The organism is Promicromonospora sukumoe (assembly GCF_014137995.1).
In the GTDB taxonomy this organism is placed as follows: domain Bacteria; phylum Actinomycetota; class Actinomycetes; order Actinomycetales; family Cellulomonadaceae; genus Promicromonospora; species Promicromonospora sukumoe.
The window spans coordinates 421353-446528 of the sequence record NZ_JACGWV010000002.1; the positions used below are offsets into that span (position 1 = coordinate 421353).

Here is a 25176-nt window from a genome sequence, read left to right on the forward strand (position 1 = left end):
CCTGGTGAGCGGCCGCTCACCTCGTCAGCGGATCAGCGGAGCAGGGCCGACTCCGGGGTCAGGGCGATGAGCACCGCGCCCTGTGCGCACCGCGTGAGGAGCTCCGCGGGCCAGTCGCCCGTCAGCGGGACCTCCTCGACGTCGCGGGCCGCCGCGACCCCGGCCCCGTCGGCGTCGCCCGGGTGCAGGCCCGTCACGCGCGCCGTCCCGCCGCGGCCCAGCCGCTCCCGGACCGGGTCGGGGCGGTCGAAGAACCAGTGCGTCGGCGCGTTGGAGTCCAGCGCGTCCGCGAGGCGTTCCAGGTCCCGGGCCGCCAGCCGCAGCGCCGGGGCCACCCAGGCCGCGTTCTCGGTGACCATCGCCTCGGTGCGACGCGGGTCGGTAAACCCGACCCGGGTCCCGTCGCGGAACGAGCCCGCGGCCAGCCGCAGCGCCACGTCCCGCACGGGCGCGCCCGCGACGGCGCCGAGGAGCTGGTTGGCCAGCACGTGCGGCACGTGGGACACCAGGGCGACGGCCTCGTCGTGCAGGTCGTCGGTCAGCACCGCGGCGGTGCCGCCAAGCGGCCCCGTGACCAGCCGCAGCACCCGCAGCAGCCGGTCCGGGTCGGTCGCGGGGGTCACGGTCACCGCCCACGGGACGCCCTGCATGAGCTCCGCCGACGACGCCGCGAACCCGCTCTGCTCCGTCCCCGACATCGGGTGCGCGCCGACGTACCGCTCCCCCAGCCCGGCCTCGGTCACCGCGTCCCGGACGGGCCCCTTCACGGACCCGACGTCGGTCACCGTCGGGTCCCAGCCCGGCTCGTCCGCCAGGGCCTCGGCGAGCTCCGCCGCCACGGAGCGCATGGCGCGCAGGGGCGCTGCGAGCACCACGACGTCCGGCCGGTTGGCGGCCAGGTGCGCGACGTCGTCCGCGATCGTGAGGCCCGCGGCGCGCGCCTGACCGCCCGAGGCCGGGTCGGTGGCGACCACGGGCACGCCCGCCGCCTGGAGGGCGCGTGCGAGCGAACCCCCGACCAGCCCCAGGCCGACGACGCCGACGCTCACCACAGCAAGCCCCGCCCGCGGTCCTCGGCCACGTCCTTCGCGGACACGGAGCCGACCGGCACGTGGTCCGGGTCGAGCACGCCGTCGAGCGCCCGGAAGCCCGCCCCCGCCGGGAACAGGCCGAGCGTCTTGAGGGAGTCGCCCGCGGCGAGCAGGTCACCCAGCACCTCGCGCGCGCCCTGGTCCCACGGCGCCTCGTCGAAGGTCACGACGAACACGTACTTGCTCTCCTGCGCCTTGAGCGGCCGGGTGATCAGGCTCGACATGTTCACGCCCCGGTCGCCGAACGCGGCGGTGATCCGCGCCAGCACGCCCGGCCCGGTCACCGAGGGCGTGATCGCCAGCATCGTCTTCCAGTCCGTGGCACCGGCCGCGCGGGACCCGGCCAGGTACGCGGCGGCCGCGCTGCGCCGGGTCAGGACGAGGAACCGCGTACGGCCGCCCCGGAAGTCCTCGACCGCCTTCGCGTAGGTCTCCAGCCCGTACAGCTCACCGCAGATCGTCGGGCCCAGGGCGATCGTCCCCGGCCCGGCGTCGCGGCAGGCGGCCGCGTTGGACGACGCCGGGGCCGTCGCCAGCCCCGTGCCGGTCACGAAGCCGGAGCACTGCGCCAGCCCGTGCGGGTGCGCGGACACCTCGGTGAGGTCGCCGTGGTCGGGCCGCACGAACGCGTCGAACGAGACGTCGAGCGCCACCTCGTCGACGGCCACGACGTCCGCGCTGGACAGCAGCGCGTCCAGCGACGGCACCACGTAGCCCTCCACGGAGGACTCGATCGCGACGACGCCCACGTCGGCGGTGCCCGCCGCGACGACGTCGTGCACGTCCTTGACGGTGTCCAGCGGTTCGGCGGTCACCGCACCGGGCGCGGTGTCCGCGCCGCGCGCGGCGTCGTCGTCGTCGTCGGGCAGGGTGCCGGACGACGCCGTGCCGGAGGGCGCGGGCCGGCGCGCCCACTCCAGCGCGGCCTGGTGCGTGAAGGTGCCCTCGGGGCCCAGGTAGGCGACGCGGGTGCCGCCCGGCGCGGTCATGCCCACCGCGGGGTCAGCGCGTCCGGGCCGGGCACGAACGACCCGCCCGGCAGCACGGCCAGCGTACGGTGCGCGACGCCGCGCTCGGTCAGCGCGTCGACCAGCACCGACAGCTTGTCCGACGTCGGGCAGGAGAACGACGCGAAGAAGACGTGCGGCCCGCCCGACGACGGCTGGCTGCGCAGGTGGTCCAGGTCGAGCCCGGCGTCGGCGATGACCGCGAGGGTGGGCTGCAGGGAGCCGAGGTGGTCGTCGGCCGGGCCGAACGCGAGCCACACCTGTGCCGGCTCGCTGAAGGGAGGCCAGTCGTCGCGGGACTCCAGCAGGCCGTACCAGACCGGGTCGCCCTCGGCGAGGGCCGCGCTGTCCGGGAGCTCCGCGAAGCCCGCCGGGACCCGGGAGCGCTCGATGACCAGCGACCCACCCTCGCCCGCGAGCGCGATGCGCTCCTCGACGCTGGTGCGGGTGGGCACCAGGCGCGGGCTCACGCCCAGGCCACGCAGCACGCTCGCGCAGTCGCGCATGCCCGCCTCGTCGATCACGACCTGACCCACGGTGGCGCCCGCGCCGACCCAGACCCACTGGCCGGGCACGGCCACCGCCGCCGTCATGATGAGCGACGAGGCGCCCTCCAGGAGGGCGCCCTCGAGGCCCGGCGCCGGGTGCTCCGGGTGTCCCAGGTGCACCACGGCCGCCAGGGCCTCGATGCTCGCGACCGTGGCGAGCGTGTCCGCCGTGGTCCCGAGGTCGAGCAGCTCGACCGGGTCGTTCCATCCCGCCATCCGCGCGGCAAGCACCGCGTGCGCGGGAGACTCCCGCTCGCTACGTCCAAGCATGTGCCGAACCTACCGCCGCGAGAGCCTCAGAGCCGCACCGTCAGTCGCACACCACCGGGTTGTCCGGGTTGTAGGTGTGGTTGAACGAGTTCTCCTTGACGACCTTGCCCTCGTGCAGCACCTTGCGGGAGATGGTGACCGAGAACCCGGGCTCACCGCCCGGGTAGGCCTCGCAGTCGCCCGAGGAGTCGTGGATCGCCGACGTCGGGACGACGTTCCGCTTCTCGCTCGTGTGCTCCTGCACCGTGTAGTACTTGGTGCTCCAGATCCGGACCGTGAGCTGGCCGCCGGACACGTAGGCCTGCATGACCGCGCCGTAGGGCGAGTCGTTCTTGAACTTCATGTCCTTGGCGCCCACGTAGATCGTGGCCTCGCGGCCCGCGGGGTAGCGCTCGAACCAGAAGGAGTGCGCGTGGTGCTCGACGTCGTCGTACCCGGCGAAGAAGCCCGCGTTGAACGAGGTGGTGGCCATCTGCGAGAGACCGCCGCCCACCGCCTCCACGTGCTCGCCGTTCTCGATGACGCCCGCGTCGAAGTACCCGTTCTCCAGCGTGATCGGGGCCAGGGCCTCCAGCAGGGAGAAGGTCTCGCCCGGCTTGATGAGGTTGCCCGTGACCATCTGGGCGCCTCGCACGAGGTTCTGGGTGCGGACGGGCTCGTCGGTCAGCGGGGTGCTGAACTCGGAGACGACCTCCTTGACGCCCAGGGCCTCCAGCGACTCGACGGTGTCCTTCGGGTCCTGCTCGACGAGCTCGACCGAGGTCTCGCGGTCGTCGCCCATGGCGGCGATCCGCACCGCCTTGCCGGCCTGGGCGGGGTCGAGCGTGGTGCCGGTCTTGCCGGCGACGACGGTCGGCTTGCCGCCCGCGAACTCGAAGTGCGCGTCGGAGGGCACGTCCAGGAGGTTGGTGGTGCCGGCGACGATCGCCGCGACGGTCGACTCCCGGTCGATGATGACGACGAGGTTGTCCTTCTTCTGCTCGAAGCGGATCAGCCCGGACAGCACCTGCGGCGAGAGCGTCGGCTGCTGACCGCCCACCGACACGGTGACCGGCCCCGAGACGACCTTCTGCGCGACGGCGAACTGGTCGTCGGTCTTGGCCTGCGTGATCACGGGGTCGACAGGCTCGACCGGCAGGTCGAACGGCCCCTCCGAGTGCAGCCAGCGCTCCCGGATGATGCGCGAGGTCTCGCTCGCGACGATGCGCGAGCCCACCTTGGCGTCCGTCTTGACGGCCTGGCCGTCGACGAACCCGACGGTGCCGTCCACGGGCTCCACCGCGAGCGACTCCTCCAGGCCGCCGACCGCGGCGTCGAACTTCTCGGAGTCGATGGCCAGGAGCAGCTCCTGCTCGGAACCGCCGAACGCCTGCGCCCACATGCGCGCCGGGCTCAGCGAGAAGCCCGTGAGCTCCGCCGCCGTCCCCTCGGCGTCGATCGTCAGACCGGCGGGCTCCGGGGAGAACTGGGCCTTGCCCTCGCCCGCCGTGAGCCCGATCGGCTCCTTGAGGCGCGGGCCGAGCTGCTCGGTCAGCGCGGCCGCCGCCTCGGACTGCGTCATGCCGCCGACGTTCACGCCGGCCACCGTCGTGTCGCGCGGCACCGTGTCGCTCACGCCCCACGCGGAGAACGCGTAGACCGCGAACAGCACGACGGCGCCGAGCACCGAGAACAGGGCGATCTTGGGGGCCCGGCTCGGGGCGCCGTCGCCGGAGAGGCCGAAGAAGCCGTCCTGGCCCGAGGAACCCGGGCCGTTCGGGCCGCCGGGGCCGTTCGGGCCGTCGGGGCCCTCGACGCTGGTAGCCGTCGGGGCTCCCTCGGGGCGCACCGGCGCCCAGCTCGTCAGCGGGCGCGCGACGCGCTGGATGGCGCCGGTCAGCGGCTTGAGGAACGGGATCTGGCCGCCGTCCGTCGTCGGCGCGGCGCCCGGGGCCGACGGCGCCGGCGTGCCGGGGCCCGACGGGGCGGCCGCGCCGGGGCGCGGGGCGAACGAGGGGGCCGACGGCGGGGCGGAGGCGGCGTTGGCCGCTGCTGCTCCGGCTGCTGCGGTGCCGGCTGCTGCTGCGCTGCCTGCCGCGGCGTCGGACGCGCCGGACTGCGCGGCTGCTCCGGCGGCTGCAGCTGCGCCTGCTGCGGCGCCCGCCGCGGCGGGCGGGATCGTGCCGGGCCTGGTGGAGCTCGTCCCGGCGCCGGTCTTGGGCGGGCGGTCGAACGCGAAGACGCGCGGGGTGTACCCGCTCCTCGGCTTGGTGGTCTTGGCAGGCGGGGACGCGAGCTCCTGGACCACGGTCTGCAGGACGGACACCTGGTCGGGGTCGTCGGCGGTCGGCTCGGCGGGCTTGCCCGATGTGTCCGGCGTGGTCGCGTCGGCGGGCTTGTCGCCCGCGGCGGGGGTGGCGGGGGTGGCGGACTTGCCGGCCGGTGCCGGGGTGGCGGGCTTGCCGGCCTGGCCCGAGGCTACGGGAGCGGCAGGAGCCGCCGGGGTCGCGGGAGCCGCAGGCGAGGTTCCGGAGGCGGGCTTGTCCGCGGCAGCAGGAGTGCCAGGTGCGGCGGGTGTGGCCGACGCGGCAGGGGCGCCGGGAGCAGCCGAGGCGGCCGCGGCGCCTGCTGCGGCACCTGCCGCCGCTGCGGTTGCGGCGCCGGTCGCGCCGTCCGACGAGTCGGGGGTGGCGGGCTTGCTCGCGGCGGCCTGGTTCCCTGCCGCAGGCACAGACGCGGCGGACTTGCCCGCGGCGCCCGGTGCGTCGGCGGATCCGGCCGCGGGGGCCGCCCCGTCGGACGACGAGGCAGCGGAAGCAGCCGCCGCGGAGGCAGCAGGCGTTCCCGGAGCCGCGGGTGCCGGTGCGCCGGTACGGTTCCCGGCGTCCGGGACCGGAGCACGGTTCGCGGCGTCGGGCGTGCCGGCGCCGGAAGCGGCGGGCGCGGTGGTGTCGCGCGTCGGCGCCTCGGCGGGCGTGCTCGCGCCGGCGGAAGCACCGGACGGAACGGAGTCGACGATCGGGCCCGCACCAGCCGGCGGGACCGACGGCGCCGCCGGGGCGGCAGGCGGGACGACCGGCGGAGCAGACGCGGCGGCAGGCGGAACGACCGGCGGGGCCGGGGAGGCGGGCGCCTCGGCGTCGGGCGCCTTGGTCGCGGGCGCCTCGACGTCGGGCACGCTCGGGACACCGGCAGCCGGCGTCACGGGCGTTCCGGTGGCCCCGAAGGTGCCGGCGGCGGGCGCCTCGGCGTCCGCCCCGCTGCCCGAGGCGTTCGCGGGCAAAGCGTTCCCGGACGACGCGCTCTCGGACGCTGCACTCTCACGCGCGGCGCTCTCCGGCGCGGGCGTGCCCTCGGGCGCGGCCGCGTCCTGGGCCGCTGCACTCTCGGGCGCGCTCTTCTCGGGGCTCCCGGACGCGGCGTTCTCCGGCGTGGCGGGGGCCCCGGCCGGCGGCGCGGCGGGGACGGAGGGGGTGTTGTTCGTAGGCTCGGACTGCTCCGGAGCGGTCACGGGTTCGACCTTGTCTGCGGATCGGGGAACCGGCTGAGCGGTCGGTCGACCGGCCGGTACTGCGGGCTGCGCGGCCTGGGTGGCCGACGGACGTGCCGGGGGTTGCGACGGCTGTCGCGGCACGCTGCCAGGGCGTTTCTGGTACAAGCGAGGCGGAATCGCCGGGGCAGGACTGGACCCGGTGTTCTCGTCTGACGTCGGCTCGAGCGGTTCGTCACGCTCGGTCGGCTGACCCATCGGCACGCTCCGTGCAACTACCCGAGACGCGGGCTCTCCGCGTCCCCCAAGGGCACACCTGATCCGCGGCGAATCCGCTGGACGGAGTCGCCCTGCCGGGCATCCTATCCAGCGAGAATCCCGCCCAACCCCGCGTAGCGGACGCCCTGAGGTGGAGGTTTCGTATCAATCCTGCTTACCATCCTGAACCACCCTGCGAAGAACCGCAGAGGTCAGGCAGCAGGGCGGTTCCGCCGCGCGGGTACCTCGGCGAACCACGACGACGGCAGGAACGCGACGACCGCCAGGACAGCCACCCCCGCGTACGACCAGACCATGCCGAGCACGCCCGCCGGGACCACGACGTCGCCCCCGGAACCCGGCAGCGACAGCGCCTGCACCACGGCGACCCAGCCCACACCGAACGCGAGCAGCGTGCCGAAGCCGGCCCACGCGCGTGCGAGGACGCCCGCCACCGCCGTCAGCGCGAACGCCAGGACCAGGCCGAGGTACAGGGAGTCGGCCCCGTACCGGTGCACCACCGTGCCGAGCGCACCCATCACGACGCCGAGCGCTACAGCCAGGAGGGTGCGCACGATCGTTCGTCCGAGGGGGCGTCGGGGTGAGTTCACCCGAGCATTGTCCAGCATCCAACTGGGAGGACTCTGCATGTGTGCCACACTCCGGCGGGTGAACACGCTCCAGGATCAGACGCAGCTCATCGTCCGCCAGCGGATCCGCATGCTGGTCAACCAGTACGAGGTGCGCGGTGCCCTGCCCAACGGCTCCGAGGGCGACCTCTACGCCTTCGCCCAGCAGAAGCGCATGGCGTTCCGCGAGCAGGTGACGCTGTACGCCGACGACAGCAAGCGGGAGGCAGTGCTCGGGTTCAAGGCCCGCCAGATGGTCGACCTGGGCGCCACGTACGACGTCGTCGACGCGGGCGGCTCGCCGATCGGCACGTTCCGCAAGAACTTCGCCAAGTCGCTGCTGCGCAGCACCTGGCACGTCGAGCAGCCGGGCCTCGGCGTCGCCACCGGGTCGGAGCGGAGCCTCGGCGTCGCCGTGATCCGCCGGCTGGTGGAGATCGCCTGGCTGCCGTACCACTTCGACTTCCTCGTCGACGGGCAGCCCGCGTTCACCGTGGAGAAGAAGTGGGGCCTGCGCGACCGCTACGTCGTGACCATCCAGGACCCGCGGCTCGACCGCCGGCTCGTGACCGCCATGGCGATCGGCCTGGACGCCCTCCAGGAGCGCTGACCGGCAACCGGGCGGGCAACGGACCGACCTCGGCGTCGCGATCTCCTTTGAGACCTAAGTTTCTTCGCTTTGGGCGCGCCCAGAGCGAAGAAACTTAGGTCTCGAAGGTGAAGCAGACGACGGCGCCGCGCGAGTCAGGCGCCGGGGTCCACGCAGGGGGCAGGTGCGCGAGTCAGGCGGCGGGGTCGACGAAGCGGTCGACGCAGGGGTCGACGACGAGGTAGGTCTCGGTCGTGAGGATCGGGGCCAGCACCCCGTTGGACAGGGCGTACCAGCCGGCGACCGGCCCCTCCGCCGGCGTGAGCACGGTGACGTGCTGCACCTGCGTCGCATGCGCCCGCATCGCCTGGACAACCCTCCCGAGCACCCCGCGGACGTCCATCCGCGCGACCGGTCCCCGCCGGACGATCGGCAGAATGTCAGATGATCGGTCGCCCGAGGTGCCGATCACCTGACCTTCTGCCGACCACGCGGGCAGGTCGTCCTTCGCGAACGGCGGGAGCGCGTCGTCGAGGGGCGGCAGCGTCAGGCCGTGCTCCGCGACGAGCGCGAGCGCGGCGGGCAGGGCGGCGAGCGTCGCCCGCGCCGCGCGCACCTCGTCCGCCGGGGCGACGGCCTGCCACAGCTCGGCCCCGGCCCACGGCTCACCCCCCGGCCCGACGCCGCCCGCAGCCTCGCCCCCGCGCACCGGCTCACTCTCAAGGCTCTGCCCGACGCCGCCCGCGCCCTCACCTCCGCGCACGGGCCCACCTTCCCGATCCGGCCCGACGCCGCCCACGGACGCGCCTCCACGCACGGACTCACTCGCAAGGCCCTGCCCGACGTCGTCCCCCGGAGTCGCGTCGTCCGCGAGCTCACCCCCGCCGTCGGGCCGCCAGGTCGGGTCCGCCGCGAGCCGCAGCGCGCGGACCGTCACCTCGTGCGTCCGCACGTGGTCGGGGTGCCCGTAGCCTCCGCCGGGCTCGTACGTCGCGACGACGGCTGGGCGCCACGCGCGGATCAGCGTCGCGAGCCGGCCGGCGGGCTCGTCGAGCGGCACCCGCGCGAACGCCGTCGGCGGGGAGTCGGGTGCCGGCCCGGCGACGCCGGGCGCCACCCACTCCATCCCGGAGTCCTCGTACCGCACCCGGTCCGCGAGCCCGGAACCCGCGCCCACAACCCTGTTTACCTGCGCAGATACTCGCGGCACCGCATCAAGGAAGGTCTGCTCGACCGCGCCGACAGCACCGCCGACACCATCAACAGCGACAACCCTGTCGGCACCATCCGCGCCGACCCCGCCGTCCGCCAAGCCACCCAGCGCCGCGACCGCACGCGCCAGCTCGGTCTCCCGGTACATGCCCAGCGCCGGACCGTCGCCCTCCAGACCGGCCCGGCCCTCCGACGTCGTCCCGGGGAGTGCGATGACCTCGCCGCGCTCCCCACGGGTGCACGTGACGACGCGCGCCGGCAGACCGGCCGCGGCGAACGCGGCGAGCAGCCCGCCGGTCGACAGGGTCTCGTCGTCGGGGTGCGCGTGCACGGCGAGCACGCCCCCGAAAGCCCCCCAGAAAGCACTGAGTGCTGGATCTTCGCCCTCAGAACGCACGTTCATGGGCGAAGATCCAGCACTCAGCGGCGCGGGTGTGTCAGTTGCGCTTGGCGCGAGCCGTCGCGCGGGCGCGGTCCGTGGCGTTCAGGATCACCTTGCGGATGCGGACGACCTCGGGGGTCACCTCGACGCACTCGTCCTCCTGCGCGAACTCCAGCGACTCCTCGAGCGTGAGCTTGCGCGGCGGGATCAGGTTCTCGAAGTTGTCGGCGGTGGCGGACCGCATGTTCGTCAGCTTCTTCTCCTTGGTGATGTTGACGTCCATGTCCTCGTTCCGCGAGTTCTCGCCGACGATCATGCCCTCGTACACCTCCTGCGTGGGGTCCACGAAGAAGGAGCCGCGCTCCTGCAGGTTGATCATGGCGAACGGCGTCACCTTGCCGGCGCGGTCCGCGACGAGCGAGCCCGTCATCCGCGACTCGATCGGGCCGTTCCAGGGCTCGTAGCCCTCGGAGATCGACGCCGCGATACCGGTACCGCGGGTGTCCGTGAGGAACTGGGTGCGGAAGCCGATCAGGCCGCGCGCCGGGACCATGAACTCCATGCGGACCCAGCCGGTGCCGTGGTTCGTCATGGTCTCCATGCGGCCCTTGCGCTGCGCGAGGAGCTGCGTGATGGCACCGAGGTACTCCTCGGGCACGTCGATGGTCATGCGCTCCATGGGCTCGTGGAGCTTGCCGTCGATCTGCTTCGTGACGACCTGCGGCTTGCCGACCGTGAGCTCGAAGCCCTCGCGGCGCATCTGCTCGACGAGGATGGCCAGGGCCAGCTCGCCACGGCCCTGCACCTCCCAGGCGTCGGGACGCTCGGTCGGGAGCACCTTGAGCGAGACGTTACCGATGAGCTCGGCGTCGAGGCGGTCCTTCACCTGGCGGGCCGTGACCTTGTGGCCCTTGCCGCCCTTGCCCGCGAGCGGGGCGGTGTTGATGCCGATGGTCATCGAGATCGCCGGGTCGTCGACCGTGATGAGCGGCAGCGGACGCGGGTCGTCGATGTCGGTGAGGGTCTCGCCGATCATGATGTCGGCGATGCCCGCGACGGCGACGATCTCGCCGGGGCCGGCCTTGTCGGTCGGCACGCGGTCGAGCGCCTTGGTCTCGAGCAGCTCGGTGATCTTGACGCTCTGCAGGGTGCCGTCGTGGCGGGCCCACGCGACGCTCTGGCCCTTGGACAGGGTGCCGTTGTGGATGCGCAGCAGCGCGAGGCGGCCGAGGAACGGCGACGCGTCGAGGTTGGTCACGTGCGCCTGCAGCGGCACGCCCTCCTCGTAGGTCGGGGCCGGGATCTTCTCGAGGATGGTCGCGAACAGCGGCTCGAGGTCCTCGTTGTCCGGCAGGCCGCCGTCGGCGGGCTGGTCGGTGGAGGCGCGGCCGGCCTTGGCCGACGCGTACACGACGGGCACGTCGAGGATGGCGTCCAGGTCGAGGTCCTCGACCTCGTCCGAGAGGTCGCCGGCGAGGCCGAGCAGCAGGTCGGTGGTCTCGGCGACCACCTCGGTGATGCGCGCGTCGGGGCGGTCGACCTTGTTCACGACGACGATGACGGGCAGCTTCGCGGCCAGGGCCTTGCGCAGCACGAAGCGCGTCTGGGGCAGCGGGCCCTCGGACGCGTCGACGAGCAGCACGACGCCGTCGACCATCGACAGGCCGCGCTCGACCTCGCCGCCGAAGTCGGCGTGGCCCGGGGTGTCGATCACGTTGATGGTGATGCCCTCGGCCTCACCGTTCGCCGCCGCCGCGGGGCCGGAGTACCGGATCGCGGTGTTCTTGGCGAGGATCGTGATGCCCTTCTCGCGCTCCAGGTCACCCGAGTCCATGACGCGGTCCTCGAGGTGCTGACGGGCGCCGAAGGATCCGGACTGCCTGAGCATGGCGTCCACGAGCGTGGTCTTGCCGTGGTCGACGTGGGCCACGATCGCGACGTTACGCAGGTCGGAACGGGTCGCACGGGCCGAGGTCGGCGCGGTTGCAGGCACGGTCACGAAGCACTCATTTCCAGAAGGGAGGTCAGGGGCGCGGACTCTGGTCCCGAGGGGACCGGTCTCGCAGCACCACCCATCTTACCCGCGAATCGAAATCACCAGGTGTCGACCGTGTCACTGTGCAGTGAACACGGTGCACACCCCTGGAATGCGTCAGACGCTCAGGTCACCGGGGTGACCTGAGCGTCTGACACGTGCGTGGGAGGAGCGGGGTCAGCCGCCGATCTCCAGGCTCGCGCCCGGGATCGCCGCCAGGAGGTCCCGCGTGTACTCCTGCTGCGGGTTGTCGAACACCTCGTCGGTGGTCGCGTGCTCCACGATGCGCCCGTCCTTCATCACGGCCACGAGGTCGGCGATCTGCCGGACCACGGCCAGGTCGTGCGTGATGAACAGGAAGGACAGCCCGAGCTCGGCCTGCAGGTCGTTGAGCAGCGTCAGGATCTGCGCCTGGACCAGCACGTCGAGCGCCGAGACGGCCTCGTCGAGCACGAGCACCTCGGGCTTGAGCGCCAGCGCACGCGCGATCGCGATGCGCTGCCGCTGCCCGCCCGACAGCTCGTTCGGGAACCGGCGCATGGCCGACTGCGGCAGCGACACCATGTCGAGCAGCTCTCGCACCCGCGCCTCGCGCGACTTGCGGTCGCCCACGCCGTGCAGGACGAGCGGCTCCTCGATCGACCGGTAGATCGAGTAGGTCGGGTCGAGCGAGCCGTACGGGTTCTGGAACACCGGCTGCACGCGACGGCGCAGCGCGAACTGCTCCTTCCCGGTCATCTTGCCGACGTCCTTGCCGTCGAACATGACGGTGCCCGACGTCGGCTCGAGCAGGCCCAGCACCATGTTGGCCGCCGTGGACTTGCCGGAGCCCGACTCGCCGACCAGCGCGAGGGTGTGCCCCTTGGGCAGCGAGAAGTCGATGCTGTCCACCGCGGTGAAGTCGGTGTGCGAGCCCGGCCGGGAACCACGGATGTGGAACACCTTGGTCAGGTCCTTCGCCACGACGACGTCCGGTGCGGTCGTCTCCGCCTCGTCGGCGTGCTCGGCGAGCAGGTCGTCCGCCTCCTGGCCGCGCTCGTGCGCGGACTGGATGCGGCGGGACGCCAGCGACGGGGCCGAGGACACGAGCCGCTTGGTGTACTCGTGCTGCGGGTCCTTGAGGATCTGCAGCGCGGGGCCGGACTCCACGATCCTGCCCTTGTACATCACGATGAGGTGCTCGGCGCGCTCGGCGGCCAGGCCCAGGTCGTGCGTGATGAACAGGACGGCCGTGCCGAGCTCGGCGGTCAGGCCCTCCAGGTGGTCCAGGATCTTCTTCTGGACCGTCACGTCGAGCGCGGAGGTCGGCTCGTCCGCGATGAGCAGCTTGGGCCGCGAGGCCAGGCCGATCGCGATGAGCGCGCGCTGGCGCATGCCGCCCGAGAACTCGTGCGGGAACTGACGCGCACGCCGCTCCGCGTCGGGCAGGCCGGCCTCGCCGAGCAGCTCGGCGACGCGCGCGTTGCGCTCCGCCTTGGTGCCCTGGAAGCCGTTGGCGGTCAGGGCCTCCTCGATCTGCGTGCCGATGCGCCACACAGGGTTCAGGTTGGACATCGGGTCCTGGGGAACCAGGCCGATCTCCCGGCCGCGCAGGTCCTCGACCTGCTTGCGCCCCAGCCCGACGAGCTCACGCCCGCCGAACGAGATGGACCCCCCGGTGACCTTGCCGGTACCCGGCAGCAGGTCGATGATCGCGTGCGCCGTCGTGGACTTGCCGGAACCCGACTCCCCCACGATCGCCACGGACTGGCCCGGGTAGACGGTCAGGTCCACGCCGCGGACGGCGTCCACGGTCCCGGCCCCCGTGGTGAACGAGATCTTCAGGTCCTTGATCTCGAGCAGCGGGGTGCTGTCGTCGTGCTTCTCGGCGGGCACCGGGGCATCCTCGGTGGCCCCGTCGGTGAGGGTGATCGTGGTGGTCATCGCTTCCTCGCCTTCGGGTCGAGGGCGTCGCGCACGACGTCGCCCAGCATGATGAAGCCGAGCACGGTGAAGGCGAGTGCGGCGGCCGGGTAGAACATGATCTCCGGGTTGGTGCGGACCGAGGCACGCCCCGCCGACAGGTCACCGCCCCAGGAGACGGTGGACGGGTCGAGCCCGATGCCGAGGAACGTCAGCGTCGCCTCGGCGACGATGAACGTACCCAGGGCGACCGTGGCGTACACGATGATCGGCGCCGAGGAGTTGGGCAGGACGTGGCGCCAGAGGATGGCACCGCGGCCCATGCCCAGGGCCTTGGCGGCCGTGACGAACTCGTTGTTCTTCACGCTCAGCACGGCACCACGGGTGATGCGGGCGATCGTGGTCCAGCCGAAGGAGGCGAGGACGATCGCCACGATGAGCGCGCTGCGCTCGGGGGCGATGCTCAGGATCACGATCGCGGCCAGGACGAACGGCACGGCGAAGAAGATGTCCGTGATCCGCGACAGGATGGTGTCGGTCCAGCCGCCGTAGTAGCCCGCGACGGCGCCGATGGCCGTGCCCAGGACGACGACGAAGACCGTGGTCAGCAGGCCGACCAGCACCGACGCCTCGGCCCCGTACAGGGTTCGCGCGTAGATGTCGCAGCCGTTCTTGTCCGTCCCGAAGGGGTGCGCGCCCGACGGCGGGAGCAGCGAGCTCGCCAGGTCGCACCCGGCACGCGGCAGCTGGTCGGTGAACAGACCCGGGAAGAGCGCGACCACGATGACGATCACGATCATCGCCGCGGAGATCCAGAACATCGCCCGGTGGCTCATCTCGCGCCACGCCTCGCGCCACATGCTCGACGGCGCCTCGTCCACGGACACGGCGTCGACGACTCCGACCTTGACGTCCTCCGGTGCGGCCACGAAGTGGCCCTGGCCCGGACGCGGGGCCTTGTCGTAGCGGTTCTCAGGCATAACGAATCCTCGGGTCCAGGACTGCGTACAGCAGGTCCACGAGCAGGTTGGCGACGATGTAGATGAGCACGATCACGGTCGACAGCGTCACGATCGTGACCGACTCACCGCTGCCGATGGCCCGGAAGAGCGTGCCGCCGACGCCGTTGATGTTGAAGATGCCCTCGACGATGATCGAGCCGGTCATCAGGTTGCCCAGGTCGATACCGATGAAGGTGACCACGGGGATCAACGAGTTGCGCAGCACGTGCCGGCTGGTCACCTTGTCGCGCGACAGCCCCTTGGCCCGTGCGGTGCGCACGAAGTCGGCCGTGATGTTCTCGATCACGGAGGTGCGCGTCAGACGCAGGATGTGGGCGAACGAGGTCGTCGCCAGCACGACCGCGGGCATCAGCAGACTGATGAAGTCAGGATCTCGTCCCGCGGTGACCGGCAGCCAGCCGAGGTTCACGCCGACGACGATCTGCAGCACCAGGCCGGTGACGAACGTGGGCAGCGCGATGAGCAGCAGGCTCAGCACCAGCACGCTGGAGTCGAAGAGCTTGCCCTTGCGGATGCCGGCCCACAGACCGAAGGCGATACCGAAGACCGTCTCGATGACGAGCGCCATGATCGCGAGCTGGAACGTGATGGGCAGGGCGTCGGCCACGACCTCGGACACCGGGCGGCCCGTGAAGGTGTTGCCGAGGTCGAACGTGAAGATGCCCTTGAGGTAGAGCAGGTACTGCACGATGAACGGCTGGTCCAGGTGGAACTGAGCGCGAATCTGCTCCTGCACGGCTTCGGGCAGGCCTCGCTCGCCGCCCAGGCCGGCCACGGGGTCGCCAGGACGGAGGAACACCAGGGCGTAGAGCAGCAGTGTGGCGCCGAGGAACACAGGGATCACCTGCAGTAGCCGGCGGCCGAGATACCAAAGCATCGAGATTTCTCCTTGGGCTGTTTCAGCGAACCATTCTCCCGGACATCTGCCGGGCGACTCCCCGCCACACAGTGGAAGGCGGGGTACGCAGTGCGCGTACCCCGCCTCACCTGGAGCGAAGCGTCACGCCGGAGGTCCGGACGTGACCAGGATCACTCCGACTTGGTCACCTGGTACAGGATCGGGTCGCTGTCCCAGCCGAACACGACGTTGTCGACGGACTCGGACCAGCCGCCGGTCGCGTTGTTGTACCACAGCGGGATGCCGGGCAGGTCGTTGAAGAGGATGGTCTCCGCTTCCTTGTAGAGCTCCACCGCCGCGTCGGGGTCCTCCGCGCCGTTGGCCTCCTTCAGCTTCGCGTCGAACTCCTCGGACGAGTAGCCCATGTCGTTCGAGCCGGCGTTCGTGCCGTAGATCGGGCCGAGGAAGTTGCTCATGGCCGGGTAGTCGGCCTGCCAGCCACCGCGGAAGAGACCGGGGATCTCCTCGTTGTCACGGGCGTCGAGGAACTCGTCGAACGTCGGGTACGCGTCGAACTCGCAGTCGATGCCGAGCGTGTCACGGATACCGTTGCAGGTCGGGTCGATCCACGACTGGTGGTCGCTGTCCGCGTTGGACGAGATCAGCAGCGGCTCGTCGCCCCACGGCTCGATGGCCTCGGCCTCGTCCCAGAGCTTCTTGGCCTCGTCCGGGTTGTAGTCGAGCACCTCGCTGCCCTCGACGTCCTCGCTCCAGCCGTTGATGACGGGAGAGGTGAAGTCGGAGGCGGGGGTACGCGAACCCGAGAAGACGGTCTCCGTGATCTGGTCACGGTCGATCGCCATGGAGATGGCCTGGCGGCGCATGAGGCCCGCCTCGCCCTCGAAGCCCTTGACGTACTCGGGCACGTTCATGACCTGGATCACCGCGGCGGGCTGGTTGACCGCACGGTCGCCCAGCTCGTCCTCGAAGGTGCCGAACGCGGAGGCCGGGACGTTGGTGACGATGTCCAGGTTGCCCGCGAGCAGGTCGTTGTAGGCCGAGTCCTCGTCGGAGTAGGCGACCAGGTCGACCCCACCGTTCTGGACCTCGCGCTCACCCGCGTACGACTCGTTCGGGCGGAGCTCGATCAGGGAGTTGTTCTCCCAGGTCTCCAGCACGTACGGGCCGTTGCCGATCGGGGCCTTGCCGAAGGCCTCCGGGTCGTCGAAGAACGACTCCGGCAGCGGGTAGAAGGCCGAGTAGCCCAGGCGCAGCGGGAAGTCGGACTCCGGCTGGTTCAGGGCGACGGTGAAGGTGAGCTCGTCGTCGACGGTGAGGCCACCCTCCTCGATGAGGGAGGTGTTCTCCTCGTAGGAGAAGCCCTGGAAGGGCTCGAAGAAGTAGCTCAGGTTCTGGGCGTTGTCGAGCGCGGCACCGTAGTCCCAGGCGTTGACGAAGCTCTCGGCGGTCACGGGCGTGCCGTCCGAGAACGTCCAGCCGTCCTTCAGCGTGATCGTCCAGTTCTGGCTGTCTTCCGACTCGATCGACTCGGCGACCTCGTTGTGCACGACACCCTCGGCGTCGTAGTACACAAGACCCGCGAAGACGTTGCTCGTGACCTTGGACCCGAAGGTCTCGTTGGTCATGGTCGGGATGATCGGGTTCTGCGGTTCACCGTTGCCGACAGTCACGATGCCGGTGCTGGCGCCCTCGGCGTCGCCGGTGTCATCGCCGCCGCCACCGCCGCAAGCGGTCAGCACGAGCGACGAGGCCAGCGCGAATGCGCCGAGCCCCACAAGTCGCTTTCGAGGTGTCACGTGTCCTCCTGGGTAGCAGTACACCCCGGCACGGCGGGTGCCGTCCGGAGCGATGCGGACGCTTCGTTGCGCCCCGTGGTATCACGGAATAACGTAACCGCTCCCTGGGCGTGCCGATGACCACCACCATGGAAACGCCACCGAGTTGTGACCATCTCGGTATGCACGGGTAACACCAGGTAACAGTTCTGACCAGGCGGTTCTCACGCCTGTAACACGGGCGCGAAGAGGCCTCCCACCAGGAATTTCACCCGTTGCCTCAGGCCACCACACGACCGTCGTGCAGCTCCACCACGCGGTCCGCGCGCGCCATCAGCTCGGGGTCGTGCGTGGAGACGACGGCGGCCACGCCACGCTCGTGCACGACCCTGGCCAGCAGGTCCATCACCACGGCCGCCGTCCCCGAGTCGAGCTGACCGGTGGGCTCGTCCGCGAGCAGCACCTCCGGCTCGGCCACGAGCGCCCGGGCGATGCCCACCCGCTGCTGCTGCCCGCCGGAGAGCTCGTACGGCCGCTGCTTCGCGTGCCCGGACAGCCCGACGGCGTCCAGCGCCTCCTCCACCCGCCGCGAACGCTCGGCCTGCGGGGTGCGCCGCAGGCGCAGCGGCACCTCGACGTTCTCCGCGGCGGACAGCACGGGCACCAGCCCGAACGACTGGAACACGTAGCCGATCCGGTCCCGCCGGGCGGCGAGCACCGCCTTCTCCCCCAGCGCGGTCAGCTCGGCGTCGCCGAGCCACACGCCGCCCGACGTCGGCCGGTCCAGCCCGCCGAGCAGGTTCAGCAGCGTCGTCTTGCCCGAGCCGGACGGGCCGCGCACCACGAGCAGCTCGCCCGCCGCGACCTCCAGGGTCGCCTCCGTCAGGGCGCGCACCTCGCCGGCACCGGTGCCGAACACGCGGGTCAGGCCCTGGGCGCGCAGCACGGTGCGCGCGGGGGTCGTGGTGGTCATCGGTCCTCCTCGGTCCGGTTCTCGGCGGTCCGGGTCTCGACAGGCTCGACCAGCGGGGACGGCTCCGCAGTCTGGCCCGGCGCCGCCGGCCACACGCCCACGTGGTCCGGCTCCAGGGCCAGCCGCACGCGGTCGCGCAGGTCGAGCGCGTGCACGAACTCCTGCGGGAGCTGCAGCCGGCCGACCCGGTCGACCACCGCGAACTCCTCGGCGACGTGCCGCTCGGCGCCGTGCTCGTCGACCTCCGTGCGCCGCAGCGTCTCGGTCGACGTGCGGCCGTCGCGGATCTGGACCGTGCGCGCGACATGCTCGGACACCGTCGGGTCGTGGGTCACGATCAACGTGGTCACGCCCGTCTCGCGGTTCACGCCGCGCAGCGCCTCCAGCACCTCGACCGAGGTGGCCTCGTCGAGCTCGCCGGTGGGCTCGTCGGCCAGCAGCACGCGCGGGTTGTTGGCCACGGCGACCGCGATGGCGGTGCGCTGCTGCTCGCCGCCCGACATCTCGCCGGGCCGCCGTCCGGCCACGTGGCCCACCTCCAGGAGCTCCAGCAGCGCCTCGACCCGGCGCGCGCGCTCCCGCCGCGGCAGGGTGCCGGCGAGCTCCAGGGGCAGCCGCACGTTCTCGCTCGCCGTGAGGTACGGCAGCAGGTTGCGCGACGTCTGCTGCCAGACGAAGCCGACGGTGGACCGCTGGTACCGCACCCGCTCGGTGTGGCCCATGGTCAGCAGGTCGGTGCCCGCCACCACCGCGGACCCGCCGGTCGGCGTGTCCAGGCCGGAGAGGATGGTCAGCAGCGTTGACTTGCCGGACCCGGACGCGCCGACGACGGCGACGATCTCCCCCGGCTCGACCGTCAGGGTCAGCCCCTGCAGGGCCTGCACCTCGACGCCGTCCGTGGCGAAGATCCGCACCAGGTCGGCGCAGCGGATCTCGCCGCCGCCCGGCGTCCCCGGCGTACCCGCCGCGGCCGGCGCGCCGCCGTCCGTCAGCTCGATGGTCGTGCTCATCGGGTCTCCCTCATGTCAGTCGTTGCTCCCCATCCGGAGCTGGGCGGCGACCTCGCCGCGGCGGCTCAGCGCCGCGGCCACGCCGACCCCGGCCAGCACCACCACCACGAAGCCCGCGGCCGCCGCCCCCAGCAGCAGCGGGTCGTACTCCGCGTCGGGCTGGGCGGGTCCGCCCGTCAGCGCGGTGACGTCGACGGCGGCCAGCACCAGCTCCGGCACGACGACGCCGAGCACGGCGCCCACCCCGAGCGCCACCGCCGCCCAGGGCCCGATCTCCCAGCCGACGAGCCCGCGCCCCTGCCGGGGCGACAGCCCGAGGGTCTGGAGCACGGCGAGCAGCCGGGCGCGGGCGGGGGCGGCGAGCATCAGCGTCATCACCACGGCCGCCGCGCACAGCAGCCCGGCGAGGAGGACGGCCAGCACGAAGGCGGCCGCCAGCCCGCCGGAGATGGGCGCGGCGAGCACGGCGTCGGCCTCCTGGTCCGGGTCCTCCAGGACCGACGACGGCAGCAGCCGCGAGATCTCGGCCGTCACGGCGGCGCGGTCGGCGGTGTCGGTCAGGCCGACGAGCCCGACGCGCGCGTAGGCGTGGTCGCCCGTGGCGGCCTCGAGGCGGTCGGCGTCGGCCACCACCAGCGCGCGGCCGGCGGGCAGCCCGGGGAGCTCGTCGACGACGTCGACGATCTCGACGGGCACGCTGCCCTCCTGGGTCGCGAGGGTGACGCCGGTGGTGCCGGGCCCGACGCCGGGACCGGCCGCACCCGGGGTGAGGATCACGGGCAGCGCGGCGTCGCCGGCGCCGCCGTCGTCCCCGCTGTCGTCGCCGGCCCCGCCGTCCGCCCCCGCGCCCAGGCCGGCCAGCGTCTCGGGGGCGCCCTCGACGTCCTGCTGTGCGACGGCCAGCTCGGCGGCGTCGACCGTCCACACCTCGACGCGCGGCGACGACCCGCCGCCCTGGAGCAGCCCGTCGCCGACGTCGCCGACCGGGGTGACGGCGGTGACGCCGTCGATCGCCCCGATCTGCTCCGTGACCTGCTCGTCGACGACCGGGCCGGAGACGCGCAGGTCCGCGCCTGTGGCACGCCAGGCCTCGCGGACCACGCCGCCCGAGACGGTGGAGAAGAGCACGGCGGAGGTCGCCGCCACGGCGACGGCCAGCACGAGCGCGATCGCCGGGACGGGGCCGCCCGCGGGGTCGCGGGTGGCGCGGGCGGCGCCGAGGAACGGAACCAGGTCCCGCCGCGGCGCGAGCGCCCGCTCGGCCGCGAGCGCGAGCCACGGGTAGCCGCGGTAGGCGAGCAGGGTGACCGCGAGGGAGACCAGCAGGGGTGCCGCGGCCACGAGCGGATCGACGCCGGAGCCACCGTCCGCCCCGGAACCCGCCACGACCCCGCGCGAGAGCAGCAGCCAGGCGGCGAGCGCCGCGCCCGCGACGACGAGCACCTCCAGCACCCAGCGCACGCGGCTGCGGGAGCGGGGTGCCAGGTCGGCCCGCGTGGTGCGCAGGCCGCCGGGCGACGTGGCGAGCGCGAGGGCCGCCGCCGGAGCGAGGCCGGCGGCGAGGGCGAGCGCTACCTGGCCGGCGGTGACGGGGGCGTCGATGCCGGTGGCGGCCGCGAGCGCGAGGCCGGCGGCGAAGCCTGCGGCCGCGGAGCCCAGCCCGACGACGAGCCCTTCGCCGCCCATGAGCAGGCGGAGCTGTCCGCCGGACGCCCCGCGGGCGCGCAGCAGGGCGAGCGCCGGCCGCCGTCGGTCGACGACGAGCCGGGCGCCGAGCGCGAGCACGGCGACGGTGGCACCGAGCGGCCCGACGGCGAGGACGGCGACGATCGCGTCGACGCCGGTGCGCTGCGCGAGCAGGCGTTCCAGGATCTCGCTGAGGCGGCTGTCGGGCCGCAGCTGCATGGGGGCGGGGTCGTCGGGCCCGGCCGGGACGAGGAACGTCTGGGCGGACTGGCCGTTGACCTGGGACAGGAGGACGGGCACGTCGGCGGCGGTCAAACCGTCGGTGTCCACGGGGTACCAGACGCGGGTGTCCGCGAACCCGAGGGTGAGCGGCGCGATCATCGCGGGGCTGACGTAGACGGACGCGGTGCCGAGCAGGCCGCGGTTGGGGTCGGCGATGACGGACGCCCGGGCCCCGAGGCTGTGGTGCAGCCAGTAGTCGGCGTCGGGGTCGCCGGTCTCGAAGATGCCGGTCACGACGAGGGCCGGGTAGCGCTCGGCCAGACGCACGACGCCTCCGCCGGAGAGCGCGTCGTACCGGCCGCCGACGTCCCAGCCGTACGCGTCGGCGACGGCGCGCGACACGGCCACCTCGAAGGGCGGCGCCGGGTCGGCGAGCCCCTCACCGGTCTCCTCGTACACGGGGCCCGGCGTCGCCGCGGGCCAGCGGCCCTCGACGAGCTCGCCGTGCTCGGCCAGGTCCGGGGAGGCGCGCAGGAAGACCTTGGCCTCGGAGAGATCGGACCGCGGCACGGGCTCCGTGAAGGCCGGGTCCGAGGCGGTCACGTGGAAGTCCGGGGCGCCCATCGCGGAGCGCAGCGGCTCGGGGGTCTCGGCGCGCACCATGTCGAGGTTGGCGAGGAACGGCGCCCAGTCGGGCTCGGGCGGCGTGCCGGTGAGCCCGTCGGAGTCCGGCCGCATGCCGGGCGGCATCCCGTACGCCGCCCCTGGGACCGCGCCCACAACGGAGATCACGTCCCGCGCCAGGCCGGAGGCCGACGCGGTCTCGTAGGCGACCTGGTCGGCGTGCATGGTCGCGACCGCGCGGGGCGCCGTCGACAGCACCCCGGCGGCGAGGAACGCGACGACGCCGAGCGCCGCCGTCGCGCCCCAGGACGTGCGCAGCTGCCGCCGCGCGAGCAGACCCAGCCCGGACAGTGCCCCCATCAGCGGACCTCCTCGCGGTAGGTGGTGTCGCGGGCCTGCGCGGCGACGCGCCCGCCCACCCCGGCGGCGACCAGCACCAGCCCGGCCACGGCGGCGGCGAGCACCAGGGCGGTGCCGCCGGTCGCTAGGACGAACTGTGCGGGCGGGGCGGCGTCGATACCGGTCAGGGTCGCGCCGGCCAGTCCGCCCGCGGCCAGCCGGGCCACGGCCCAGCCGGCGACCGCGCCGACGGCGAGCGCCACGACGCCGACGACGACCAGCTCGGCCGCGCGGGCCAGCCCCTGCGCGGCGGGCCCGAGGCCGACGGCGCGCAGCACGATGACCTCGCCGCGCCGCTGACGCAGGGTGGCGACGGCGACGGCGAGCACGCCCGCCAGCGCGAGCACCGCCGCCCCTGCCGCGGCGAGCCAGAACGAGACGCGGACCGGCACGGCCGTGTCGGCGGAGCCGTAGCCCGGGACGGTCACGGTGGGCTGCTCGCGGCTGCTGGTGCCCGCGGCCTCGGCGCTGTCCCTCGCCTCCTGGGCCAGGCCCGCGACGGCAGCGGCCGGCGCGCCGGCGCCGGGCGGGCCGGCCGCGAGCCAGACCTCGCTGGTCAGGACGGGGTCGCTCACCTCGCGGACCAGCACGGCGGCGAGCGCCCCGCGGTCCACCACGGCCGCGTAGGGGGCGAGGGCGCCGGGCACCGTGCCCGACGTCGCGACGACGGTCACGGGCAGCCGGGTGCCGCCGAGGGTCAGCTCGAAGGTGTCGCCCGTCGCGACGCCCAGGGCGTCGGCCAGCGACGACGACGCCAGCAGCGGGGCGGGGGCCGCGTCCGGGGTGCTCAGGAGGCGCAGCTTTCCGGCCGCCGACACGTCGTCGCCCAGCGGCACCGTCAGCTCGGCCGCTCCCTCCGCCAGCTCCAGACCGGGGGGACCGTCGAAGCTCTCGGACGGCGTCCACGTCGGCGGGTCGACGCGCAGGCCGCCCGCCGCGATGTCCTGCACGGCCAGCGTCAGCTCACCGACGGACCAGCCGGGCCGCAGGTTCACGTCCAGGGCGGCGATCCGCCACGTCTGGCCCGGCGGCGGTGCGGGGACCTCGCCGGTGAGCTGGTGCGCGACCTCGTCCTCGCCGAGGGTGCCGTCGCCGCCGTCACCGTCCGTGAGCTGACCGAGGTCGACGACGGCCAGCGACCCGTCGGGGGCGGCGAGCAGGAAGGACAGGTCGATCTGGTGCCGCGGCGCCCAGCCGCCCAGGTCGACGTCGACGGTCTCGTGGTAGCGGCCGCGCACGGTGACGCTGATGTCGCGGGCGTCACCGGCCAGGACGGGCGCATCGGCGAAGGCGTCGCTCGCCAGGTCACCGGACAGCGCCGCGGTGTCGAGCACCTCCTCCGGTGCACGCACCACCCGCGGCACGTCCGCGGCGGGCAGGGCCAGCAGCGTGACGGGCAGCCCGTCGGAGTACGCCGTCGCGGACAGCACGGGTGCCGCGGCGCGCGCGGTGCTGCCCGGACCGGAGCCGCCCGGCAGGAACGGGGCCGGGTCGAGGCGCCCGCTCTCCGGGGCCGTGACGCGCACGTCCGCGCCGTTGGTGAGCACGTCGACGTCGGCCCGGAGGCGTTCAGCGGTGCCGGTGTAGCCGCCGGCGAGGGTCGCGGCGCCGCCGGCGAGCACGAGCAGGACCACCGGCACCACGTACACGACGATCCGGCGCGCGACCTGTCGCGCCGCGAGCGGTCCGACGACGCCGCGCGACCGCGCGGCGAGGCCCGCCCACAGGCGCGTGGCGGGCCCGAGCACCGCCATCGCGGCCACCGCGAGCGCCGCGAGCACCAGTGCGGGCGCCGCGGCCGCGGCCGGGTCGGTGCGCAGGCCGGAGGGCGTGGACACGAGCGGGGAGCCGTACCGCAGGAGCTGGTTCACGCTGACCGCGGCGGCGGCGACCGTCAGCACGACGGTGCCGAGCGCGGCGACCTGGCGCACCCGGCCGGAGCGGTCCGTCACCTGGCGCCGCACCGCGGCCCGCGCCTGGAGCGCCGCGACCAGGACGAGCGTGGCGGCGGCCACCACGGCGACCGCGAGCGCCACGGCCAGCGGCGTCGCGGCGGAGACCGCCGCACCGGACCCCACGACCGCGCGCAAGGCGCCCCAGGCGGCGACCCCGCCCGCGACGGCGGCGGTGAGCGCGAGGAGCGCGCCCTCCACGGCGGCCGCGGCCGTCACCGTGCCCGGCCCGGCGCCGCGGGAGACCAGGAGCGCGACCTCGCCCTGACGAGTGGCCGCGAGCAGCCGGGCCACCTGTACCAGCGCGACCAGGCCGACGAGGGCCAGCAGGCACAGCGGGACGAGCGCGACGGCGTCCGCGGCGCGCAGGGCGGCCGCCAGGTCGCCGGCCGTGACGTCGAGCGTGCCCGTGACGGTCAGCCCTCGGGGCGCGACGTCGGCGTCCTCCCCCAGCAGGCGGTCGACCTCGCCGGTGAGCACCGCGAGGGCGGGCAGGTCCTCGGGGGTGACCGCGGCGCCGTCGGGCACCACCGTCCAGCGTGCGAACGGGTCGGTGTCGAGGCCGGTGAGCACGTCCTGGCTCACCACGACGGGGCCGGGGTAGGCGCCGTCCGCGCCGGTGAGCGCGCTCGGGTCGCCGAGCCAGACCGCGTCGTCGGGCGCCGTGACGCGCCAGGTCGCGCTGATCGTGACCGGCGTGCCGGTGCGTGCGGCGTCGTCCGGGTCCACGCCGAGGCGCAGCGTGTCGCCGACCGCCAGCCCGGCGGCCTCGGCGGCGTCCGCCTGGACGGCCGCCTCGTCCGCGGCGGCGGGCCAGGCGCCGTCGACGACGGTGACGCCGCTCGCGCCCGCGCCGGACAGCGCCTCCTGCCGCGAGGGTGCGGGCAGCAGCGCCACCGACCAGCGGCCGAGGTCCTGCCCGTCGGGGCCCGTCGTGTACCGGGGCTCGGTGCGCAGGTCGTAGGTGACGCGGTGGGGTACGCCGTCGAGCAGGTCGGCGAGCACCTCCTGGACGCGGGCGTCCTGGGCGTCGGCCTCCGCGCCGTCCGCCACGCGGGTGGCGAGCTGCACGGCCCGGCCCGAGGGCTCGGCCGCGGCCAGCCCGTCGCGGGCTCCCGCCGTGGCTGCGGCCTGCGTCCAGCCGACGGTCACGCCCAGGGCGCCGGTCAGCACCGCCACCAGCAGCCAGACGAGCGCGAGGAGCCCGCGGTGCGCCGTGGAACGGCGGGCTAGGAGGGTGGCTCGACTCACGGGGCCAAGGT

At 73.7% G+C, this 25176-nt stretch carries 16 protein-coding genes; 1 reads left to right on the plus strand and 15 read right to left on the minus strand.

Features of this window, described 5'->3' with window-relative positions:
- Positions 1–32: 32 nt before the first annotated feature.
- The 5 genes from FHX71_RS19065 to FHX71_RS19085 all read right to left on the minus strand — a co-directional run bounded on the left by FHX71_RS19065 (position 33) and on the right by FHX71_RS19085 (position 7218).
- Entirely contained in the window at positions 33–1049 is a 1017-nt protein-coding gene (locus FHX71_RS19065) for a prephenate dehydrogenase/arogenate dehydrogenase family protein (protein WP_312877127.1), read from the minus strand.
- Entirely contained in the window at positions 1046–2080 is a 1035-nt protein-coding gene (locus FHX71_RS19070; RefSeq protein ID WP_220490204.1) for a prephenate dehydratase, read from the minus strand. The genes FHX71_RS19065 and FHX71_RS19070 overlap by 4 nt, the downstream gene beginning before the upstream one ends.
- Positions 2077–2916, minus strand: coding sequence for a hypothetical protein (locus FHX71_RS19075; protein ID WP_182619065.1), 840 nt, complete (start codon positions 2914–2916; stop codon positions 2077–2079). The genes FHX71_RS19070 and FHX71_RS19075 overlap by 4 nt, the downstream gene beginning before the upstream one ends.
- 40 nt (positions 2917–2956) lie before the next feature.
- On the minus strand, positions 2957–6406 hold the full coding sequence (locus FHX71_RS30155; RefSeq protein WP_182619066.1) for a VanW family protein: 3450 nt from the start codon (positions 6404–6406) through the stop codon (positions 2957–2959).
- 449 nt (positions 6407–6855) lie between these two features.
- Positions 6856–7218, minus strand: coding sequence for a hypothetical protein (locus tag FHX71_RS19085; RefSeq protein ID WP_312877128.1), 363 nt, complete (start codon positions 7216–7218; stop codon positions 6856–6858).
- A 94-nt stretch (positions 7219–7312) separates the two neighbouring features.
- On the opposite strand from FHX71_RS19085, the gene FHX71_RS19090 reads away from it, so the two are divergent.
- Complete coding sequence (locus FHX71_RS19090; RefSeq protein WP_312877129.1) at positions 7313–7882, plus strand: LURP-one-related family protein; 570 nt, start codon at positions 7313–7315, stop codon at positions 7880–7882.
- Between the two features lie 172 nt (positions 7883–8054).
- On the opposite strand, the gene FHX71_RS19095 is transcribed toward FHX71_RS19090, so the two are convergent.
- The 10 genes from FHX71_RS19095 to FHX71_RS19140 form a co-directional block, all read right to left on the minus strand.
- Positions 8055–9413 (minus strand): PIG-L family deacetylase, encoded by a 1359-nt coding sequence (locus FHX71_RS19095; RefSeq protein WP_312877130.1) that lies wholly within the window; start codon positions 9411–9413, stop codon positions 8055–8057.
- Between the two features lie 97 nt (positions 9414–9510).
- Positions 9511–11454 (minus strand): translational GTPase TypA, encoded by a 1944-nt coding sequence (typA, locus tag FHX71_RS19100; RefSeq protein ID WP_376770148.1) that lies wholly within the window; start codon positions 11452–11454, stop codon positions 9511–9513.
- Between the two features lie 213 nt (positions 11455–11667).
- Positions 11668–13413 (minus strand): dipeptide ABC transporter ATP-binding protein, encoded by a 1746-nt coding sequence (locus FHX71_RS19105; RefSeq protein WP_220490206.1) that lies wholly within the window; start codon positions 13411–13413, stop codon positions 11668–11670.
- Positions 13410–14372 carry an ABC transporter permease gene (locus tag FHX71_RS19110; protein ID WP_182619070.1) on the minus strand — a complete coding sequence of 321 codons (963 nt, stop codon included), beginning with the start codon at positions 14370–14372 and terminating at the stop codon, positions 13410–13412. The genes FHX71_RS19105 and FHX71_RS19110 overlap by 4 nt, the downstream gene beginning before the upstream one ends.
- Positions 14365–15291 (minus strand): ABC transporter permease, encoded by a 927-nt coding sequence (locus FHX71_RS19115; RefSeq protein WP_182619071.1) that lies wholly within the window; start codon positions 15289–15291, stop codon positions 14365–14367. The genes FHX71_RS19110 and FHX71_RS19115 overlap by 8 nt, the downstream gene beginning before the upstream one ends.
- A 152-nt stretch (positions 15292–15443) precedes the next feature.
- Positions 15444–17069: a peptide ABC transporter substrate-binding protein gene (locus FHX71_RS19120; RefSeq protein WP_182619072.1), complete on the minus strand. Its 1626-nt coding sequence runs from the start codon at positions 17067–17069 to the stop codon at positions 15444–15446.
- Positions 17070–17328: 259 nt separating this feature from the next.
- On the minus strand, positions 17329–18021 hold the full coding sequence (locus FHX71_RS19125) for an ABC transporter ATP-binding protein (protein WP_182619073.1): 693 nt from the start codon (positions 18019–18021) through the stop codon (positions 17329–17331).
- A complete protein-coding gene (locus tag FHX71_RS19130; protein WP_246403335.1) occupies positions 18018–19031 on the minus strand; it encodes an ABC transporter ATP-binding protein in 1014 nt (337 codons plus the stop codon). The genes FHX71_RS19125 and FHX71_RS19130 overlap by 4 nt, the downstream gene beginning before the upstream one ends.
- A gap of 15 nt (positions 19032–19046) precedes the next feature.
- Positions 19047–21923 (minus strand): FtsX-like permease family protein, encoded by a 2877-nt coding sequence (locus tag FHX71_RS19135; RefSeq protein ID WP_182619074.1) that lies wholly within the window; start codon positions 21921–21923, stop codon positions 19047–19049.
- Positions 21923–25165 (minus strand): FtsX-like permease family protein, encoded by a 3243-nt coding sequence (locus FHX71_RS19140; RefSeq protein WP_182619075.1) that lies wholly within the window; start codon positions 25163–25165, stop codon positions 21923–21925. Before FHX71_RS19140 ends, FHX71_RS19135 begins: the two co-directional genes overlap by 1 nt.
- Positions 25166–25176: the final 11 nt, after the last annotated feature.

What these genes read in the sequence shown, in the direction of transcription:
- FHX71_RS19110 (WP_182619070.1), bottom strand. Translation starts at nt 14,372, where the DNA reads ATGCCTGAGAACCGCTACGACAAGGCCCCGCGTCCGGGCCAGGGCCAC.
- FHX71_RS19115 (WP_182619071.1), bottom strand. Translation starts at nt 15,291, where the DNA reads ATGCTTTGGTATCTCGGCCGCCGGCTACTGCAGGTGATCCCTGTGTTC.
- FHX71_RS19130 (WP_246403335.1), bottom strand. Translation starts at nt 19,031, where the DNA reads ATGAGCACGACCATCGAGCTGACGGACGGCGGCGCGCCGGCCGCGGCG.
- FHX71_RS19125 (WP_182619073.1), bottom strand. Translation starts at nt 18,021, where the DNA reads ATGACCACCACGACCCCCGCGCGCACCGTGCTGCGCGCCCAGGGCCTG.
- FHX71_RS19135 (WP_182619074.1), bottom strand. Translation starts at nt 21,923, where the DNA reads ATGGGGGCACTGTCCGGGCTGGGTCTGCTCGCGCGGCGGCAGCTGCGC.
- FHX71_RS19075 (WP_182619065.1), bottom strand. Translation starts at nt 2,916, where the DNA reads ATGCTTGGACGTAGCGAGCGGGAGTCTCCCGCGCACGCGGTGCTTGCC.
- FHX71_RS19105 (WP_220490206.1), bottom strand. Translation starts at nt 13,413, where the DNA reads ATGACCACCACGATCACCCTCACCGACGGGGCCACCGAGGATGCCCCG.
- FHX71_RS19070 (WP_220490204.1), bottom strand. Translation starts at nt 2,080, where the DNA reads ATGACCGCGCCGGGCGGCACCCGCGTCGCCTACCTGGGCCCCGAGGGC.